Raw genomic sequence first — 16,985 nt, 5'->3', positions numbered from 1 at the left:
GCAAGCCATGCCCTTAAAGTTTGCTGTTTTTTAAGCTGGAAGGCCGGAAGTATCTGTGCTAAAATGGGAATATGCAAAAGAGGAAATAGAGATAAGATTTTAAATAAAGGAGAAATAGGAACATGCAGGAAATTAAATGTCCCAACTGTGGCGAGGTCTTCGTGGTGGACGAATCCGGCTATGCCCAGATCGTACAGCAGGTCCGGGACAAAGAATTCGATAAAGAACTGCGCCGCCGGGAGGAGGAGCTGGCCGGAAAGCAGGAGAGCGAACTGCGCCTCCTGAGGCTGGAACAGAAGCAGGAATACGACGATGCTTTAGCGAAGAAAGAGACAGAGCTTCAAAAGCGCGATCAGCTGATTGCCCGGCTTCAGGCTCAGATTTCCGGTACGGAGACCGAAAAAAAACTGGCCGTGGCCGAGGTGGTAAGCGAAAAAGACCGGGAGCTTTCGGAGAAAACCACCGAGATCACCGCTCTGAAAAGCCAGCTTGCCAACAAAGCTACAGAAAACGAGCTGAAAGAGCAGGCCCTTCAGAAGCAGTACGAGGAAAAGCTGAAAATGAAGGATGAGCAGATCGAATACTACAAGGATTTCAAGGCCCGCCAGTCCACGAAAATGATCGGCGAAAGCCTGGAGCAGCACTGCCTGAATCAGTTCAACGCCCTGCGTATGACCGCGTTTCCGAACGCTTACTTTGAAAAGGATAATGATGCCCGCACCGGCAGCAAGGGCGACTTTATCTTCCGGGAAGCCGCCGACGGCGTGGAATTCATTTCCATTATGTTCGAAATGAAAAATGAGATGGATGAGACGGCTACCAAGCACAAGAACGAGGATTTCTTAAAGGAATTGGACAAGGACCGTCGGGAGAAAAAATGTGAGTACGCCGTGTTGGTTTCTCTGCTGGAGATCGACAACGAGCTTTATAACAACGGCATCGTGGACATGTCCTACCGTTATGAGAAAATGTACGTGATCCGTCCCCAGTTCTTCATTCCCATGATTACCCTGCTTCGGAATGCGGCCCTGAATTCCCTTCAGTACCGCCGGGAGCTGGAGCTGGCCCGTCATCAGCAGGTGGACATTCTGCGGTTCGAGGAAAATATGAATACCTTCAAGGAGGGCTTCGCCCGTAATTACCGTATCGCCAGCGAGAGGTTCAAGACGGCTATCGATGAGATTGACAAAACGATTACCCATTTGCAGAAGACGAAGGACGCCCTGCTCGCCTCTGAAAATAACCTGCGTCTGGCCAATCATAAGGCTGAGGATCTGAGTATCAAACGTCTGACGAAGAACGCGCCTTCGGTGAAAGCCATGTTTGATGAGCTGAAAAAAGAAGAATCAGAAAATTAAGTTTACATAAGGCACTATACAACAAAGAAAAACCGCTCCGCAGATAACGCCACCTGCGAAGCGGTTTTATTCTCTCTCTATATAAAATTATTTCCCGGCATCCTGCAGATACTTCTTAATCGCCGCGAAGCTCTCATCACTGATGTCATGCTCCATCCGGCAGGCGTCCTCTACAGCCACCTCCTGGGACACGCCCAGACTGATGAGCCAGTTGGAAATGACAGAATGGCGCTCGTACACAGTGGATGCCAGATTCAGGCCCTCCTCAGTCAGAGAAAGGTAGCCCTCGTCGGAAACCAGCACGTAATTCTTCTGACGCAGATTCTTCATGGCCACGCTGACGCTGGGCTTGGAATAACCAAGCTCATTGGCCACGTCGATGGAACGCACCTGGGCTTTCTGCTTGCTTAAAATAAGGATTGTTTCCAAATAATCCTCCACCGATTCCTCGGACTTATGTCTCTGATAATTCATATAGTAGCAATCTCCTTCTCCATATTCAGGCCTTCATAAAATTATTTCCTGAAATTCACGTATTTATAATAGTTAAAGTTTAACATTTTGCCGGAAGAAAGGCAAGTGTTTAATCTGAGAGTAAAAGATAGGATTTATCAGATGGTATTCCTGGCGGTTTTCCAAAGAAAATGCTTGACACACTGATGTCCGGCGTGATATGATATCAGGGCGAATGGAAGTAGGCTTTTTTTTTATGCCTAAAAAACGACAGTTAAGATATGCCGGCATGCGTATCGAGGCTGTCCAGCAAGCAAAAAATAAGCGGAGGTGGAAGTCGTGCGCGTAAAGATCACATTGGCATGTACGGAGTGCAAACAGCGTAACTACAACATGACAAAAGAGAAAAAGAATCATCCGGATCGGATGGAGACTAACAAGTACTGCAGATTCTGCAGAAAGCACACACTGCACAAAGAAACAAAATAAGATGCAGGAAAGGATAGTGGGACGATGAGCGAAGCAGCAGAAAAGGCCACTAAAAGCACCGATAAACCGAAGAAAAGCTGGTTCAAGGGTCTGAAGGCGGAGTACAACAAGATTGTATGGCCGGACAGAAAGACCGTGATAAGACAGACGGCAGCCGTAGTGCTTACGTCAATTGCTCTGGGAGTTGTAATCAAGCTTCTGGACATTATCCTGTCTTATGGAATCGACATGCTGATTAGTTTATAGGAGTGAGAAAATGGCAGAGGCAAACTGGTATGTAGTTCATACTTATTCCGGATACGAGAACAAGGTTAAGGCCAACATTGAGAAAACAATTGAAAACAGACACCTGGAGGAGCAGATTCTCGAAGTGAGAGTTCCGCTGCAGGACGTGGTTGAGATGAAGAACGGTGCCAGAAAACAGGTTCAGAAGAAGATGTTTCCGGGCTATGTTCTGATTAACATGGTGATGAATGACGACACCTGGTACGTTGTGCGCAATACCCGTGGTGTGACCGGCTTTGTCGGACCGGGATCGAAACCGGTACCTCTGACAGAAGAGGAAATGCGGCCGCTCGGAATCCAGTCTGAAAATGTCGTAGTAGATTTCAAAGTGGGAGACACCGTTACGGTTACAGGCGGCGTATGGGCCGACACGGTAGGCGTTATTCAGGATATTAACCAGAATAAACAGTGCGTAACCATCAACGTGGATCTGTTCGGCAGAGAGACGCCGGTCGAGATCAGCTTCACAGAAATCAAGAAAATGTAACAGGTCGGATGGGAGCGTAAGCTTCGAACCGATACACAGAGCATGTGGGAGGGAGAAACCCAGATAGCCCGCAATTACCACAAGGAGGTGCCTAAAATGGCAAAGAAAGTAACAGGTTATATTAAATTGCAGATTCCTGCTGGAAAGGCAACACCGGCTCCGCCCGTTGGTCCGGCTCTTGGACAGCACGGCGTGAACATCGTAGAGTTCACAAAGCAGTTCAACGCAAGAACCGCAGATCAGGACGGAATGATTATTCCGGTTGTTATCACAGTTTACGCAGACAGATCTTTCAGCTTCATCACAAAGACTCCGCCTGCAGCAGTACTGCTGAAGAAGGCTTGCAAGATTCAGTCCGGTTCCGGAGTTCCGAACAAGACTAAGGTTGCTACCATCAGCAAGGCTGAGCTTCAGAAGATTGCTGAGCTCAAGATGCCGGACCTGAACGCAGCGAACATCGATTCCGCAATGAGCATGATCGCCGGAACCGCTCGCAGCATGGGTATCACTGTAGAAGAGTAATTCGAAACTGTTATAACAAAAGTCAGACGTGGGAGGGAAAACCCTGAATCCCGCAATTACCACCAGGAGGTTATTTGATATGAAACATGGAAAGAAGTATGTTGAGGCTTCTAAGCTCTACGACAAACAGACTCAGTATGATAGAGATGAGGCAGTAGCTATCGTAAAGAAGCTTGCTACCGCAAAATTTGATGAGACCATCGAGGCTCACATCCGTACAGGTTGTGACGGACGTCATGCAGATCAGCAGATCCGTGGCGCTGTTGTACTTCCGCACGGAACTGGTAAGACTGCACGTGTGCTGGTATTCGCAAAGAACGCAAAGGCAGATGAGGCACTGGCAGCAGGCGCAGATTTCGTTGGAGCAGAGGAACTGGTTCCGAAGATCCAGAACGAAGGATGGCTTGATTTCGACGTAGTTGTAGCTACACCGGACATGATGGGCGTTGTAGGACGTCTGGGACGTGTACTTGGACCCAAGGGTCTGATGCCGAACCCGAAGGCCGGAACTGTAACTATGGACGTTACCAAGGCTATCCAGGAAATCAAAGCTGGTAAGATTGAGTATCGACTGGACAAGACTAACATTATCCACGTGCCGATTGGAAAGGCTTCTTTCACAGAGGAGCAGTTAGCGGACAACTTCCAGACGCTGATCGATGCAATCAATAAGGTAAAGCCGGCAGCTGTAAAGGGCCAGTACCTGAAGAGCGTAACCATCGCTCCGACCATGGGACCGGGCGTAAGACTGAACACAGCAAAGCTTGGTTAATCAAAAATATTGGTTGACATTCATAAAAAGATATGCTATGCTTTCATAGCATGTAACACGACCCGAAGACAGCAGGTGCCGTAAGGCATAAGTTGAATACGCCTGCCGAGGACGATATGCATTCACTTTGAATGATTTTCGAAACCTCTCTGTCTTTGCGGATAGAGAGGTTTTTATATAACAGGAAATTCGGATGGAATCCCCTGTTATATAAAAATTCGATCGCACTGCGGTGGAGCGGAATGATGTTGCTGAAGCGACCCGCCGCAGGCGGAGAATCCTACAAGCAGGATTCTTTCGTATATCGGGTTGGTGAACACATAGACTAATAAGGAGGTACACCACTCATGGCAAAAATCGAGCTGAAGAAACCGGTTGTAGAAGAGATTTCTGCAAATATCGACGGTGCTCAGTCCGTTGTTCTTGTTCAGTACTGCGGTCTGACCGTAGAGCAGGATACAAGACTTCGTAAAGAGCTCAGAGATAACGGAGTTATCTACAAGGTTTACAAGAATACGATGATGAACTTCGCATTCAAGGGAACAGATTGTGAGAGCCTGGCTCCGCAGCTGGAGGGTCCGAACGCAATTGCTATCTCCAAGACAGATGCAACTGCTCCGGCACGTATCCTTGCTAAGTTCGGCAAAGAGGCACCGGCTCTTGAGATCAAGGGCGGTATCGTAGAGGGAGCTTACTACGACGCAGCTGGCATGGCTGAGATCGCGAAGGTTCCGTCAAGAGAAGAGCTTCTTGGCAAGCTGCTTGGCAGCATCCAGTCTCCGATTACAAACTTTGCTCGCGTTCTCAATCAGATCGCGGAATCCAAGGCGGAGGCATAGGCTGTGAGTACTTAATGAGTGCGTAGCACGAATTTAGTACAAACGCCCACCTGGACACTTAATGAACGCAAGTCAAAGGCACAGTGCGAATTTAGTGACCATGGTGATTCTACTAACAAAAAAACGAATTTAAAAATGAAAAATCAGGAGGAAAATAAAATGGCAAAGTTAACTACCGCTGAGTTTATCGACGCTATCAAAGAGTTATCCGTATTAGAGCTGAACGAGCTGGTAAAGGCTTGTGAGGAAGAGTTTGGTGTATCTGCAGCAGCAGGCGTTGTTGTAGCAGCAGCTGGCGAAGGCGCAGCAGCAGCTGAGGAGAAGGATTCCTTCGACGTAGAGCTGACAAGCGCTGGAGATTCCAAGGTTAAGGTTATCAAGGTTGTCCGTGAGGTAACTGGTCTGGGTCTGAAGGAAGCTAAGGACCTGGTAGACGGCGCACCGAAGGTAGTAAAAGAGGGCGTTTCCAAGGCAGAGGCTGATGAGCTGAAGGCTAAGCTTGAGGAGCAGGGAGCTACTGTAACCCTGAAATAAGTTTTAACGACTTATGGAGCCGGGCAGAGATAATCTGCCCGGCTTATTTAAATATCAATAAAAAAATAACCAAAATTCACAAATCACCTCAAAATCATTTTCGAAAAAAATCTCCAAAACGTACAAAAAAAGCTTGACACTCACACCTCTTTATGATATCATGTAGGATGCACTATTGTGGTGAGCTAGGCTCTGAATTCGTTTTGCATTTTTGTGCAAAATGACGAAAATAACAGCTCAGTACAGCCAAAAGCTAACTGTGCATGCACTGAACAGTTATCAAAATAGTAGCTAACTTCCATATTAAATAAGGGGTGAACGTCAATGGAAAAGAACAGAATACGTCCGGTCACAACCGGTAAGAACTTCAGAATGAGCTATTCCAGGCAGAAAGAAGTCCTGGAGATGCCGAACCTCATTGAGGTCCAGAAGGATTCCTATGATTGGTTCCTTCGGGAAGGTCTTCGAGAAGTGTTCGATGACATCTCTCCCATCGCCGATTACAGCGGACATCTGAGTCTGGATTTTGTAGACTTCACGCTCTGCACCGGTGAGGATGATCTCAAGTACACCATCGAAGAATGCAAAGAAAGAGATGCGACATTCGCAGCTCCCCTGAAGGTAAAAGTACGTCTTTATAATAAAGAGACAGATGAAATCAATGAACACGAGATTTTCATGGGTGACCTGCCGCTGATGACGGAGACAGGTACATTCGTGATCAATGGCGCAGAACGTGTTATCGTCAGCCAGCTCGTTCGTTCCCCCGGAATTTACTATGCGATTGATCATGATAAATTAGGAAAAGGCCTTTACTCCTGTACCGTTATCCCGAACCGTGGTGCATGGCTGGAGTATGAGACAGATTCCAACGATGTATTTTATGTACGTGTAGACCGTACCAGAAAGGTTCCGGTAACCGTTCTGGTTCGTGCTCTGGGTTACGGAACGAATCCGGAGATCATCGATCTGTTCGGTGAGGAGCCGAAGATCCTGGCAACTCTGGCCAAGGATACCGCAGAGAGCTATCAGGAAGGTCTTCTGGAGCTGTATAAGAAGATTCGTCCGGGTGAGCCGCTGGCCGTGGACAGCGCAGAGAGCCTGATCATGAGCATGTTCTTCGATCCGAGAAGATATGATCTGGCGAAGGTAGGACGCTATAAGTTCAATAAGAAGCTGATGCTTCGCAACCGTATCACCGGCCATGTGCTGGCTGAGGATGTGGTAGATACCCAGACCGGAGAGATCCTGGCTGAGGCAGGCACCGAGGTAACCCGTGAGCTGGCAGATGAGATCCAGAACGCAGCGGTACCGTTCGTTATGATTCAGACCGAGGAGCGCGACGTCCGCGTTATCTCCAGTATGATGGTAGATCTGCGTCATTATGTGGATGTGGATCCGGAGGAACTGGGTATTACAGAATTAGTATATTATCCGGCTCTGAAAAAGATACTGGAAGAAAATGAAAGTACCGAGGATATCAAGGAAGCGATTAAGCGTGAGATCCACGATCTGATTCCGAAGCATATTACCAAGGAAGACATCATTGCTTCCATCAACTACAACCTGCACCTGGAGTATGGTATCGGTAATGAGGACGATATCGACCATCTGGGCAACCGTCGTATCCGTGCGGTTGGCGAGCTGCTTCAGAACCAGTACCGTATCGGTCTCTCCAGAATGGAGCGTACCGTACGCGAGCGTATGACCACCCAGGATCAGGACAACATCACACCGCAGTCCCTGATCAATATCAAGCCGGTCACTGCAGCAGTGAAGGAGTTCTTCGGATCTTCCCAGCTGTCTCAGTTCATGGACCAGAACAATCCGCTGGGCGAGCTGACACACAAGCGTCGTCTGTCCGCACTGGGACCGGGCGGTCTGTCCAGAGACCGTGCAGGATTCGAGGTTCGAGACGTACATTACTCCCATTACGGAAGAATGTGCCCCATCGAGACCCCTGAGGGACCGAACATCGGTCTGATCAACTCGCTGGCATCCTATGCGAGAATTAACGAGTACGGTTTCATCGAGACGCCGTACAGAAAGATTGACAAAGAGGATCCGAAGAATCCGCGCGTCACAGACGAAGTAGTCTACATGACCGCTGATGAAGAGGATAACTACCATGTAGCGCAGGCAAATGAGCCTCTGGATGAAGAAGGACACTTCATTCATAAGAATGTATCCGGTCGTTACCGTGAGGAGACTCAGGAGTATGAGCGTTCCATGTTCGATTACATGGACGTGTCTCCGCGAATGGTATTCTCTGTGGCTACCGCGTTGATTCCGTTCCTGCAGAACGACGACGCGAACCGTGCGCTGATGGGATCCAACATGCAGCGTCAGGCTGTACCGCTTCTGACCACAGAGGCTCCGGTCGTAGGTACCGGTATTGAAGTAAAGACTGCAGTAGACTCCGGTGTGTGCGTAGTAGCAAAGCACGACGGTGTGGTAGAGCGTTCCGTATCCAATGAGATCACCATCAAGTGCGACGACGGAACCAAGGACGTATATCGTCTGACTAAGTTCTCCCGAAGCAACCAGAGCAACTGCTACAACCAGAGACCGGTGGTATTCAAGGGCGACAAGGTAAAGAAGGGCGATGTCATCGCGGATGGTCCTTCCACCTCCGGCGGAGAGCTGGCGCTCGGTAAGAACCCGCTGATCGGATTTATGACCTGGGAAGGTTACAACTATGAGGACGCCGTACTTCTTAGCGAGCGTCTGGTAGAAGATGATGTATATACCTCTATCCATATCGAGGAATATGAGGCAGAAGCCCGTGATACCAAGCTGGGACCGGAAGAGATTACAAGAGACGTTCCGGGTGTAGGTGACGATGCGCTGAAGGATCTGGACGAGCGCGGAATTATCCGCATCGGCGCAGAGGTCCGCGCAGGCGATATTCTGGTAGGTAAGGTTACTCCGAAGGGAGAGACTGAGCTGACCGCTGAGGAGAGACTGTTGCGCGCCATCTTCGGTGAGAAGGCCCGCGAGGTGCGTGATACCTCCCTGAAGGTACCCCACGGCGAGTATGGTATCGTCGTAGACGCCAAGGTATTTACCAGAGAGAACGGCGACGAGCTGTCTCCGGGTGTAAATCAGTCCGTACGTATCTACATCGCTCAGAAGCGTAAGATCTCCGTAGGAGATAAGATGGCAGGCCGTCACGGAAACAAGGGTGTCGTTTCCCGTGTACTTCCGGTAGAGGATATGCCGTTCCTGCCCAACGGCCGTCCGCTGGATATCGTACTGAACCCCCTGGGCGTACCGTCCCGTATGAACATCGGCCAGGTCCTGGAGATTCACTTAAGCCTGGCAGCAAAGGCCCTTGGCTTCAATGTATCCACACCGGTATTCTCCGGCGCGAACGAGAGCGATATCATGGATACACTGGATTTGGCAAATGATTATGTAAATCTTCCGTTTGACGATGCCGAAGCGGCAGAGTGGAAGGAAAAAGGCGAGGAGACCACAGCAGACGGCAAGCCCTGGGCTGGCGAGACTTTCCTTGGAAAGCACGGTGAGGAACTGCTTCCGGAAGTAACACAGTATCTGGATGAGAACCGTGAACACAGAAAGCTCTGGAAGGGCGTTCCGATTTCCAGAGATGGTAAGGTGCGGCTGCGTGACGGACGTACAGGCGAGTACTTTGATGGCGCTGTAACCATCGGTCACATGCATTACCTGAAGCTGCATCACCTGGTAGACGATAAGATTCATGCCCGTTCCACAGGACCGTACTCCCTGGTTACTCAGCAGCCGCTGGGTGGTAAGGCACAGTTCGGTGGACAGCGTTTCGGAGAGATGGAGGTGTGGGCTCTGGAGGCCTACGGCGCATCTTACACCCTGCAGGAGATCCTGACCATGAAGTCTGACGATGTCATCGGACGTGTGAAGACCTACGAGGCCATTATCAAGGGCGACAATATTCCGAAGCCGGGTATTCCCGAGTCATTCAAGGTACTCTTAAAAGAGCTTCAGTCTCTGGGACTGGATGTTCGCGTACTGCGGGATGACAATACAGAGGTCGAGATCATGGAGACCAGTGAGTATGGCGAGAGCACCGACCTGCGCTCTATCATTGAGGGAGACCGCCGCTTTAAGGACGATGAGGATTCCTACGGCGACTACGGTTTCAGCAAGCAGGAGTTCGCTGACGACGGAGAACTGGTTGACATAGAGGAGGATCCGGACGATTCAGACGAGGATTTCTCTGATTTCGACGGAGATTTTGAAGAAGAATAAGGAAGGGAGTGCCATTCATGCCAGAAACAACGAATCAGGCTGTATACCAGCCGATGACATTTGACGCGATTCGTATCGGACTTGCGTCCCCGGAGAAGATCCGGGAGTGGTCCAGAGGCGAGGTTAAAAAGCCTGAAACCATTAATTACAGAACCCTGAAACCGGAAAAAGACGGCTTATTCTGTGAACGAATCTTCGGACCCAGCAAGGACTGGGAGTGCCACTGCGGAAAGTATAAAAAGATTCGCTATAAAGGCGTAGTCTGCGACCGTTGTGGAGTAGAGGTTACAAAGTCTAACGTCCGCCGTGAGCGTATGGGCCACATTGAGCTGGCTGCTCCGGTGTCTCATATCTGGTACTTCAAGGGCATTCCCAGCCGTATGGGACTGATCCTTGACCTGTCTCCCCGTACACTGGAGAAGGTCCTGTACTTCGCATCCTATATTGTACTGGACGCAGGCGATACCGAGCTTCAGTACAAGCAGGTACTGTCTGAAAAAGAGTATCAGGATATGCGTGAGAAGTACGGCAATCGTTTCCGGGTAGGCATGGGAGCAGAGTCCATCAAAGAGCTGCTGCAGGCCATCGATCTGGAGAAGGAGTCCGTAGAACTGAAAGCAGGCCTGAAGGACGCCAGCGGACAGAAACGTGCCCGTATCATCAAGCGTCTGGAGGTCGTAGAGGCCTTCCGCGAGTCCGGTAACAAGCCGGAGTGGATGATTCTGGATGCGGTTCCGGTTATCCCGCCCGATCTGCGCCCCATGGTACAGCTGGATGGCGGCCGTTTCGCCACCTCCGACCTGAACGACCTGTACCGCAGAATTATCAACAGAAATAACCGACTGACCCGCCTCCTCGAGCTGGGAGCACCGGATATCATCGTCCGCAACGAGAAGCGTATGCTGCAGGAAGCGGTAGACGCGCTGATCGACAACGGACGCCGTGGCCGTCCTGTTACCGGCCCGGGCAACAGAGCGCTGAAGTCCCTGTCTGACATGCTGAAGGGTAAATCCGGACGTTTCCGTCAGAATCTTCTGGGTAAGCGTGTTGACTATTCCGGACGTTCCGTTATCGTCGTTGGTCCGGAGCTGAAGATTTATCAGTGCGGTCTCCCGAAGGAGATGGCCATCGAGCTGTTCAAGCCCTTCGTTATGAAGGAGCTGGTACAGAACGGTACCGCGCACAACATCAAGAGCGCAAAGAAAATGGTAGAGCGTCAGGTACAGCCGGAGGTATGGGATGTACTGGAAGACGTCATCAAAGAGCATCCGGTTATGCTGAACCGTGCTCCTACCCTGCATCGTCTTGGTATCCAGGCCTTCGAGCCGATTCTGGTAGAGGGTAAGGCTATCAAGCTGCATCCGCTGGTTTGTACCGCGTTCAACGCGGACTTCGACGGAGACCAGATGGCAGTGCATCTTCCCCTGTCCGTAGAGGCACAGGCGGAGTGTCGTTTCCTGCTGCTCTCTCCGAACAACCTGCTGAAGCCGTCTGACGGCGGTCCTGTAGCCGTTCCGTCCCAGGATATGGTCCTTGGTATCTATTATCTGACCCAGGAGCGTCCGGGAAGCGAAGGCGAAGGCAAGTTCTTCAAGAACCTGAACGAAGCCATCCTGGCTTATGAGAATAAAGTCATCCGTCTGCAGTCCAGAATCAAGGTCCGCGTAACCAGAACCCTGGCTGACGGAACCGAGATGACCGGTATCGTAGAATCTACCCTGGGCCGTTTCCTCTTTAACGAGATTCTGCCGCAGGATCTGGGCTTCGTAGACCGTACGATTCCGGGCAATGAGCTGGTACTGGAAGTCGATTTCCACGTAGGCAAGAAGGGTCTGAAGCAGATCCTGGAGAAGGTTATCAATACCCACGGAGCCACCAGAACCGCAGAGGTACTGGACGATATCAAGGCGATGGGATACAAGTATTCCACCCGTGCGGCTATGACCGTATCCATTTCCGACATGACCGTGCCGCCTGAGAAGCCGGAGCTGATCAAAAAGGCACAGGATACCGTAGATAAGATTACCCGTAACTATAAGCGTGGTCTGATTACCGAGGAAGAGCGTTACAAAGAGGTTGTAGAGACCTGGAAGGACACCGACGCTATCCTGACCAAGGCGCTGCTGGACGGTCTGGATCGTTACAACAACATCTACATGATGGCTGACTCCGGAGCCCGTGGTTCTGACAAGCAGATCAAGCAGCTGGCCGGTATGCGTGGACTGATGGCCGATACCACCGGTCACACCATCGAGCTTCCTATCAAGTCTAACTTCCGTGAGGGTCTGGACGTTCTGGAGTATTTCATGTCAGCGCATGGAGCACGAAAGGGTATGTCCGATACCGCTCTGCGTACCGCAGACTCCGGTTACCTGACCCGTCGAATGGTAGATGTATCTCAGGATCTGATTGTCCGCGAGGTAGACTGCTGCGAGGGCAAGGGTGAGATCCCGGGCATGGTAGTAAAAGCCTTTATGGACGGCAAGGAAGAGATCGAGAGCCTGCAGGATCGTATTACCGGACGTTTTGCGTGCGAGACGGTATACGACAAGGACGGCAATGTACTCGTTAAGGCAAATCATATGATTACGCCGAGACGTGCAGCCGCTATTATGAAAAATGGCGTAGATAAGGACGGCAACCCCATTGACAGCCTGAAGATCCGTACCATCCTGACCTGTAAATCACACATCGGTGTATGCGCGAAGTGCTACGGCGCGAACATGGCTACCGGTGAGGCCGTACAGGTAGGTGAGGCAGTCGGTATCATCGCGGCACAGTCTATCGGTGAGCCGGGTACCCAGCTGACCATGAGAACCTTCCACAGCGGCGGTGTCGCAGGTGGAGATATCACACAGGGTCTTCCCCGTGTCGAGGAGCTTTTCGAGGCAAGAAAGCCGAAGGGACTTGCGATCATCACAGAGATCGCCGGAACCGTTACCATTCTGGATACTAAGAAGAAGCGTGAGATTCAGGTGACAGCCGCAGACGGAGAGTCCAAGGTATATCTGATTCCTTACGGTTCCCGTATCAAGGTTCAGGACGGACAGGTACTGGAGGCCGGCGACGAGCTGACCGAAGGTAGCGTGAACCCCCACGATATCCTGAAGATCAAGGGCGTACGCGCCGTACAGGATTACATGATCCGTGAGGTTCAGCGTGTATACCGTCTGCAGGGTGTAGAAATCGCCGACAAGCATATCGAGATGCTGGTACACCAGATGCTGAAGAAGATTCGTATCGAGGACAACGGAGATTCTGAGTTCCTGCCGGGTACACTGGTAGATATTCTGGAGTACGAGGATGCCAATGAGCGTCTGATCGCAGAGGGCAAGCAGCCCGCAGAAGGAAAGCAGATTATGCTTGGTATCACCAAGGCATCTCTGGCTACCAACTCCTTCCTGTCTGCAGCGTCCTTCCAGGAGACTACCAAGGTTCTGACAGAGGCTGCTATCAAGGGTAAGGTTGACCCGTTGATCGGTCTGAAGGAGAACGTACTGATTGGTAAGCTGATTCCTGCCGGAACCGGTATGAAGCGTTATCAGAACGTAAAACTGGATACCGATATGGACGAAGAGGCTGAGCTGGATTTCGATGAGGACATCGATCTGGATGAAAGTCTGGATCTGACCGAGGACGGAGCTGAGGATGAGACTGCTGTAGAGGCAGAGGAGACCGAAGAGCCGGTTGAGTTATAAGAGCCTGTATCAGAGATAAAGGATGCATTAGAAAACTGCTGTTTCACGAAAATGTGAGACAGCAGTTTTTTTTAATGCAATAAAAAACGCACCCACCCGATTTCACACTGCGGACAGTGGAGATACGGGGGATGCGAGAATGTTTGGAATTATATCCCGGGCAGGATGTCAGTCTACATAATGAATCCAGTTGGAATTCTCGGAAATATGATGTATCTGGAAGGACGGGTGCTTCAAAAGCAGTACGCCGTTGACGCCGATAACTGCGATGAGCACACCTGCCAGGAAAGCCGGATGCATTACATGGACGCCGAACAGGATGGAAGATACATTTGCTGTGATAATGCCTGCAAAGGTAATTAGATACATAACTTTTTCAATCGTAGATTTTGTTCTCATAATAAACACCTCTCTATAGTTGACAGTATAGGAGGTGTTTGTTAGGTTTCAGGTGTATTTGTGTAAAGAGATTGTAAAGCTTCCGAAAAAAATCAGAGAAGGCTTACAAAGCTTAATGGCCGAGGATCAGGGCGAAATAGCCCCAGTCCCAGAGCGGGTCTTCGAAGCTGTTTGCCAGATATTCGAAGACGTCGTCCTCGTTGTAGCCGGTCATACGGTTCAGGATGACAATGTAGTTCCGGACGGTCTCGTAGGAAAGTGGCTGCCTGCCGCCCTGAAGCCAGGCCAGGAACAGGCTGTGGCGGATGACGGCATAGGTCAGGACGATCCATTCCAGATGGAGAAGCAGCGTTGTGAGCGTGAGGTCGCTGCCGGGGAGCAGGAGACCGGAGTAGAGCTCATTTTCCAGGTAATGGAACAATAAGGGGCGCCAGGTAGTAAAATCCTGCCGGAACGTATTCCAATGGCGGAGCAGATCCTCTTCGTTGCAGCCCTCGTAAAGTTTCTCTGCCAGCTGGATAATCGGTTCCAGATAGCCGGAATACAGGCCTTCTTTCCGGTAATTCACAGCCAGATCCTGTAAAAGCTCGTTGCACTCGTCCAGAGTGTCCAGGGGCGGCAGATCGATATTGGCGATGGCGTCGCGGAGCTGGGCACGGGAATGGTCGGAGTAGTATTCTGTAATATGAGCCTCGTCCAGAGCATCGCTCCGATTTAATTCCTGAAGGATATAGGAGAGCTCCAGGAGGGCCTGCTCCGGGGTATCCTTTTCCGGCGCCTGGTGGCTTAAGTCCAGCAGGCGGATGCTCGCAGAACGCAGCCGGAACAGAAGCCGGGCTTGTTCAGAGGTCAGATCCTCCGGCGCGGGAGAGGGGAAGGAAAGCGTCTCCAGCTCCCGCCAGATATCCAACACCGCCGGACAAGCAGCCATCAGGCTTTCCTCTTCGTGGGTACGGAACCGCAGAAGCTCCCGGGGAAAATCCTGGCAGGTCCTGGAAAGCACTGTGTCATCATAGGTACATACAAGTTTACATAACTTATCTGAATTTAAAAACGGACATTTGTGTTCCGGGGTCAGTCTGATGACCCGTTCGCCGTCCTTGTGTATCGTATAAGCATTCAGATTTTTCTTCTGTTCCTCCACATCAGCCGGGGGAGCCAGCTTCTTCCAGCGCTTGGCGGTGTCGTCATCCACAGCGATTTTCCATTCCTGACAGCAGGTAATTGGACAGGCTCCGGCGATGCAGGTAAAATGTTCATAGTAATCAGGACGTAATCGTTTCATAGAAAATTCTCCCAGATAAATGGATGGCTCACCGGTTCCTTCCGGCAAAACTCAGGATCAATGCTATCATAAACAGAAAGTGAATACAAGCAGTTCCTGAGCAGATAGAGGCTGCATCGAAGCGTGAGATGATGAACGTCAGTTTTTCTGTGAATGAGATATTGCATTTCCCGAAAAATCTGTGTAACATAATAGATAAGACGGCCTTTAAGAAAAGACAGAAAAGCAACGGGAGAGATAAAAGTGAAAAAGAATAAATACGAAATCGACATGTGCAATGGCACTCTGATGGACAAGCTGATCGTGTTCGCGGTGCCGCTGATGATTTCCGGTGTGCTGCAGCTGATGTTCAACGCGGTGGATATCATCGTGGTGGGGCAGTACAGCGGAAGCCAGTCCCTGGCGGCGGTGGGCTCCACGACAGCCCTGATCAATATCTTTACGAATCTGTTTATCGGTATTTCTATGGGCGTCAATGTACTGGCGGCCCGGTTCTACGCAGCAGGCCAGGATCAGGAGATGTCTGAGACCGTTCATACGGCAATTCTGGTGGCGATGATCAGCGGTGTGATCATGACCTTTGTGGGAGTGGGGATGGCCAGATGGGCGCTGGAAGTGATGGAGACGCCGGATGATGTGATTGATTTGTCGACCCTGTATATGCGGATTTATTTCCTGGGTATGCCATTTTTCATGCTGTATAACTATGGAGCGGCGATTCTGCGTGCGGTGGGCGATACCAGACGGCCGTTGCTCTTCCTGATCGTGGCGGGTATCACCAATGCGATGCTGAATGTGATTCTGGTGGTAAAATTCCATATGGCCGTGGAAGGCGTGGCTATTGCCACCGTGGTGTCGCAGCTTATCTCCTGCATTCTGGTACTGCGCTGCCTGTATCAATCAGAGAGCAGTTATCAGCTGAGGTTTTCGAAGCTGCGGATGAATGTGTCTTATCTGGGGCAGATTTTTCAGGTGGGTATCCCGGCTGGCATCCAGAGCGTGGTCATCAATTTCTCTAACGCCATGCTTCAGTCATCGGTAAACTCCTTCGGTTCCACGGCCATGGCGGGCTACACAGCGGCCAACAACTTGCTGGGCTTCCTTTATGCATCGGTGAATTCTGTCACCCAGGCCTGCATGAGCTTCACCAGCCAGAATTATGGCGTGGGAAAATTCAAACGGATGGATCGGGTGCTGATTGACTGCGCGATTATCTCAGTGGTGTTCGCGGGAACACTGGGAACGATTTTCTATGTATTCGGACCGGAGATTTTACAGATTTATACAAAGGATCCGGATGTTATCAAAGCAGGAATGGAAATTATTTCTATTACAACAATTCCCTATTTTCTGTGCGGTATCATGGATCTGTTCCCGGGCGCCATGCGCGGTATGGGGCGGTCGGGCGTACCGATGATTTTGTCAATTATCGGAACGGTTGGAACCAGAATTGTCTGGATCTATGGCATTTTTCCGCTACACCGGTCGCTGTTTGTACTGTTTATTTCTTATCCGGGATCCTGGCTGATTACGATTGCCATGCAGGTGCTCTGCTTCTTTATCGTGCGAAAACAGGCGCGGGAGTGTTATGTGTAAGATGGAAGATAGACAAG

14 protein-coding genes and 1 other annotated feature are annotated in these 16,985 nt (G+C 50.5%); of the genes, 11 read left to right on the top strand and 3 right to left on the bottom strand.

Features of this window, described 5'->3' with window-relative positions:
- Nucleotides 1–122: 122 nt before the first annotated feature.
- Complete coding sequence (locus OCV63_RS02490; protein WP_158361841.1) at nucleotides 123–1,358, top strand: DUF2130 domain-containing protein; 1,236 nt, start codon at nucleotides 123–125, stop codon at nucleotides 1,356–1,358.
- Nucleotides 1,359–1,445: 87 nt separating this feature from the next.
- Here the strand turns inward: OCV63_RS02490 and OCV63_RS02485 are convergent, their stop codons facing one another.
- Nucleotides 1,446–1,832, bottom strand: coding sequence for a metal-dependent transcriptional regulator (locus OCV63_RS02485; protein ID WP_158361840.1), 387 nt, complete (start codon nucleotides 1,830–1,832; stop codon nucleotides 1,446–1,448).
- 318 nt (nucleotides 1,833–2,150) lie between these two features.
- Between OCV63_RS02485 and rpmG the strand changes: the two genes are divergently transcribed.
- From rpmG to rpoC, 9 genes are all read left to right on the top strand, one after another.
- Nucleotides 2,151–2,300, top strand: coding sequence for a 50S ribosomal protein L33 (gene rpmG, locus OCV63_RS02480; RefSeq protein ID WP_158361839.1), 150 nt, complete (start codon nucleotides 2,151–2,153; stop codon nucleotides 2,298–2,300).
- Nucleotides 2,301–2,324: 24 nt separating this feature from the next.
- Nucleotides 2,325–2,546, top strand: coding sequence for a preprotein translocase subunit SecE (gene secE, locus OCV63_RS02475; protein WP_158361838.1), 222 nt, complete (start codon nucleotides 2,325–2,327; stop codon nucleotides 2,544–2,546).
- Between the two features lie 10 nt (nucleotides 2,547–2,556).
- Nucleotides 2,557–3,072: a transcription termination/antitermination protein NusG gene (nusG, locus tag OCV63_RS02470; RefSeq protein WP_158361837.1), complete on the top strand. Its 516-nt coding sequence runs from the start codon at nucleotides 2,557–2,559 to the stop codon at nucleotides 3,070–3,072.
- Nucleotides 3,073–3,168: 96 nt separating this feature from the next.
- The gene (rplK, locus tag OCV63_RS02465; RefSeq protein ID WP_158361836.1) at nucleotides 3,169–3,594 is read left to right on the top strand and encodes a 50S ribosomal protein L11; all 426 of its coding nucleotides are present in this window, start codon (nucleotides 3,169–3,171) and stop codon (nucleotides 3,592–3,594) included.
- Between the two features lie 79 nt (nucleotides 3,595–3,673).
- On the top strand, nucleotides 3,674–4,366 hold the full coding sequence (gene rplA, locus OCV63_RS02460) for a 50S ribosomal protein L1 (protein WP_158361835.1): 693 nt from the start codon (nucleotides 3,674–3,676) through the stop codon (nucleotides 4,364–4,366).
- A gap of 44 nt (nucleotides 4,367–4,410) precedes the next feature.
- Nucleotides 4,411–4,551: a sequence feature (ribosomal protein L10 leader region), on the top strand.
- Between the two features lie 162 nt (nucleotides 4,552–4,713).
- Complete coding sequence (rplJ, locus tag OCV63_RS02455; protein ID WP_158361834.1) at nucleotides 4,714–5,205, top strand: 50S ribosomal protein L10; 492 nt, start codon at nucleotides 4,714–4,716, stop codon at nucleotides 5,203–5,205.
- A gap of 159 nt (nucleotides 5,206–5,364) precedes the next feature.
- Complete coding sequence (gene rplL, locus OCV63_RS02450; RefSeq protein ID WP_158361833.1) at nucleotides 5,365–5,739, top strand: 50S ribosomal protein L7/L12; 375 nt, start codon at nucleotides 5,365–5,367, stop codon at nucleotides 5,737–5,739.
- A gap of 324 nt (nucleotides 5,740–6,063) precedes the next feature.
- A complete protein-coding gene (rpoB, locus tag OCV63_RS02445) occupies nucleotides 6,064–9,990 on the top strand; it encodes a DNA-directed RNA polymerase subunit beta (RefSeq protein ID WP_158361832.1) in 3,927 nt (1,308 codons plus the stop codon).
- Between the two features lie 17 nt (nucleotides 9,991–10,007).
- Complete coding sequence (rpoC, locus tag OCV63_RS02440; protein ID WP_158361831.1) at nucleotides 10,008–13,688, top strand: DNA-directed RNA polymerase subunit beta'; 3,681 nt, start codon at nucleotides 10,008–10,010, stop codon at nucleotides 13,686–13,688.
- A gap of 168 nt (nucleotides 13,689–13,856) precedes the next feature.
- On the opposite strand, the gene OCV63_RS02435 is transcribed toward rpoC, so the two are convergent.
- On the bottom strand, nucleotides 13,857–14,087 hold the full coding sequence (locus OCV63_RS02435; protein ID WP_158361830.1) for a hypothetical protein: 231 nt from the start codon (nucleotides 14,085–14,087) through the stop codon (nucleotides 13,857–13,859).
- Nucleotides 14,088–14,199: 112 nt separating this feature from the next.
- Complete coding sequence (gene fliB, locus OCV63_RS02430) at nucleotides 14,200–15,372, bottom strand: flagellin lysine-N-methylase (RefSeq protein ID WP_158361829.1); 1,173 nt, start codon at nucleotides 15,370–15,372, stop codon at nucleotides 14,200–14,202.
- 270 nt (nucleotides 15,373–15,642) lie between these two features.
- Between fliB and OCV63_RS02425 the strand changes: the two genes are divergently transcribed.
- Nucleotides 15,643–16,968 (top strand): MATE family efflux transporter, encoded by a 1,326-nt coding sequence (locus OCV63_RS02425; RefSeq protein WP_158361861.1) that lies wholly within the window; start codon nucleotides 15,643–15,645, stop codon nucleotides 16,966–16,968.
- Nucleotides 16,969–16,985: the final 17 nt, after the last annotated feature.

This window comes from Laedolimicola ammoniilytica, from assembly GCF_025567165.1.
Classification (GTDB): Bacteria; Bacillota; Clostridia; order Lachnospirales; family Lachnospiraceae; genus Laedolimicola; species Laedolimicola ammoniilytica.
Note: the sequence above shows the minus strand (reverse complement) of the source record. Positions and strands in the feature narration are given on the sequence as shown.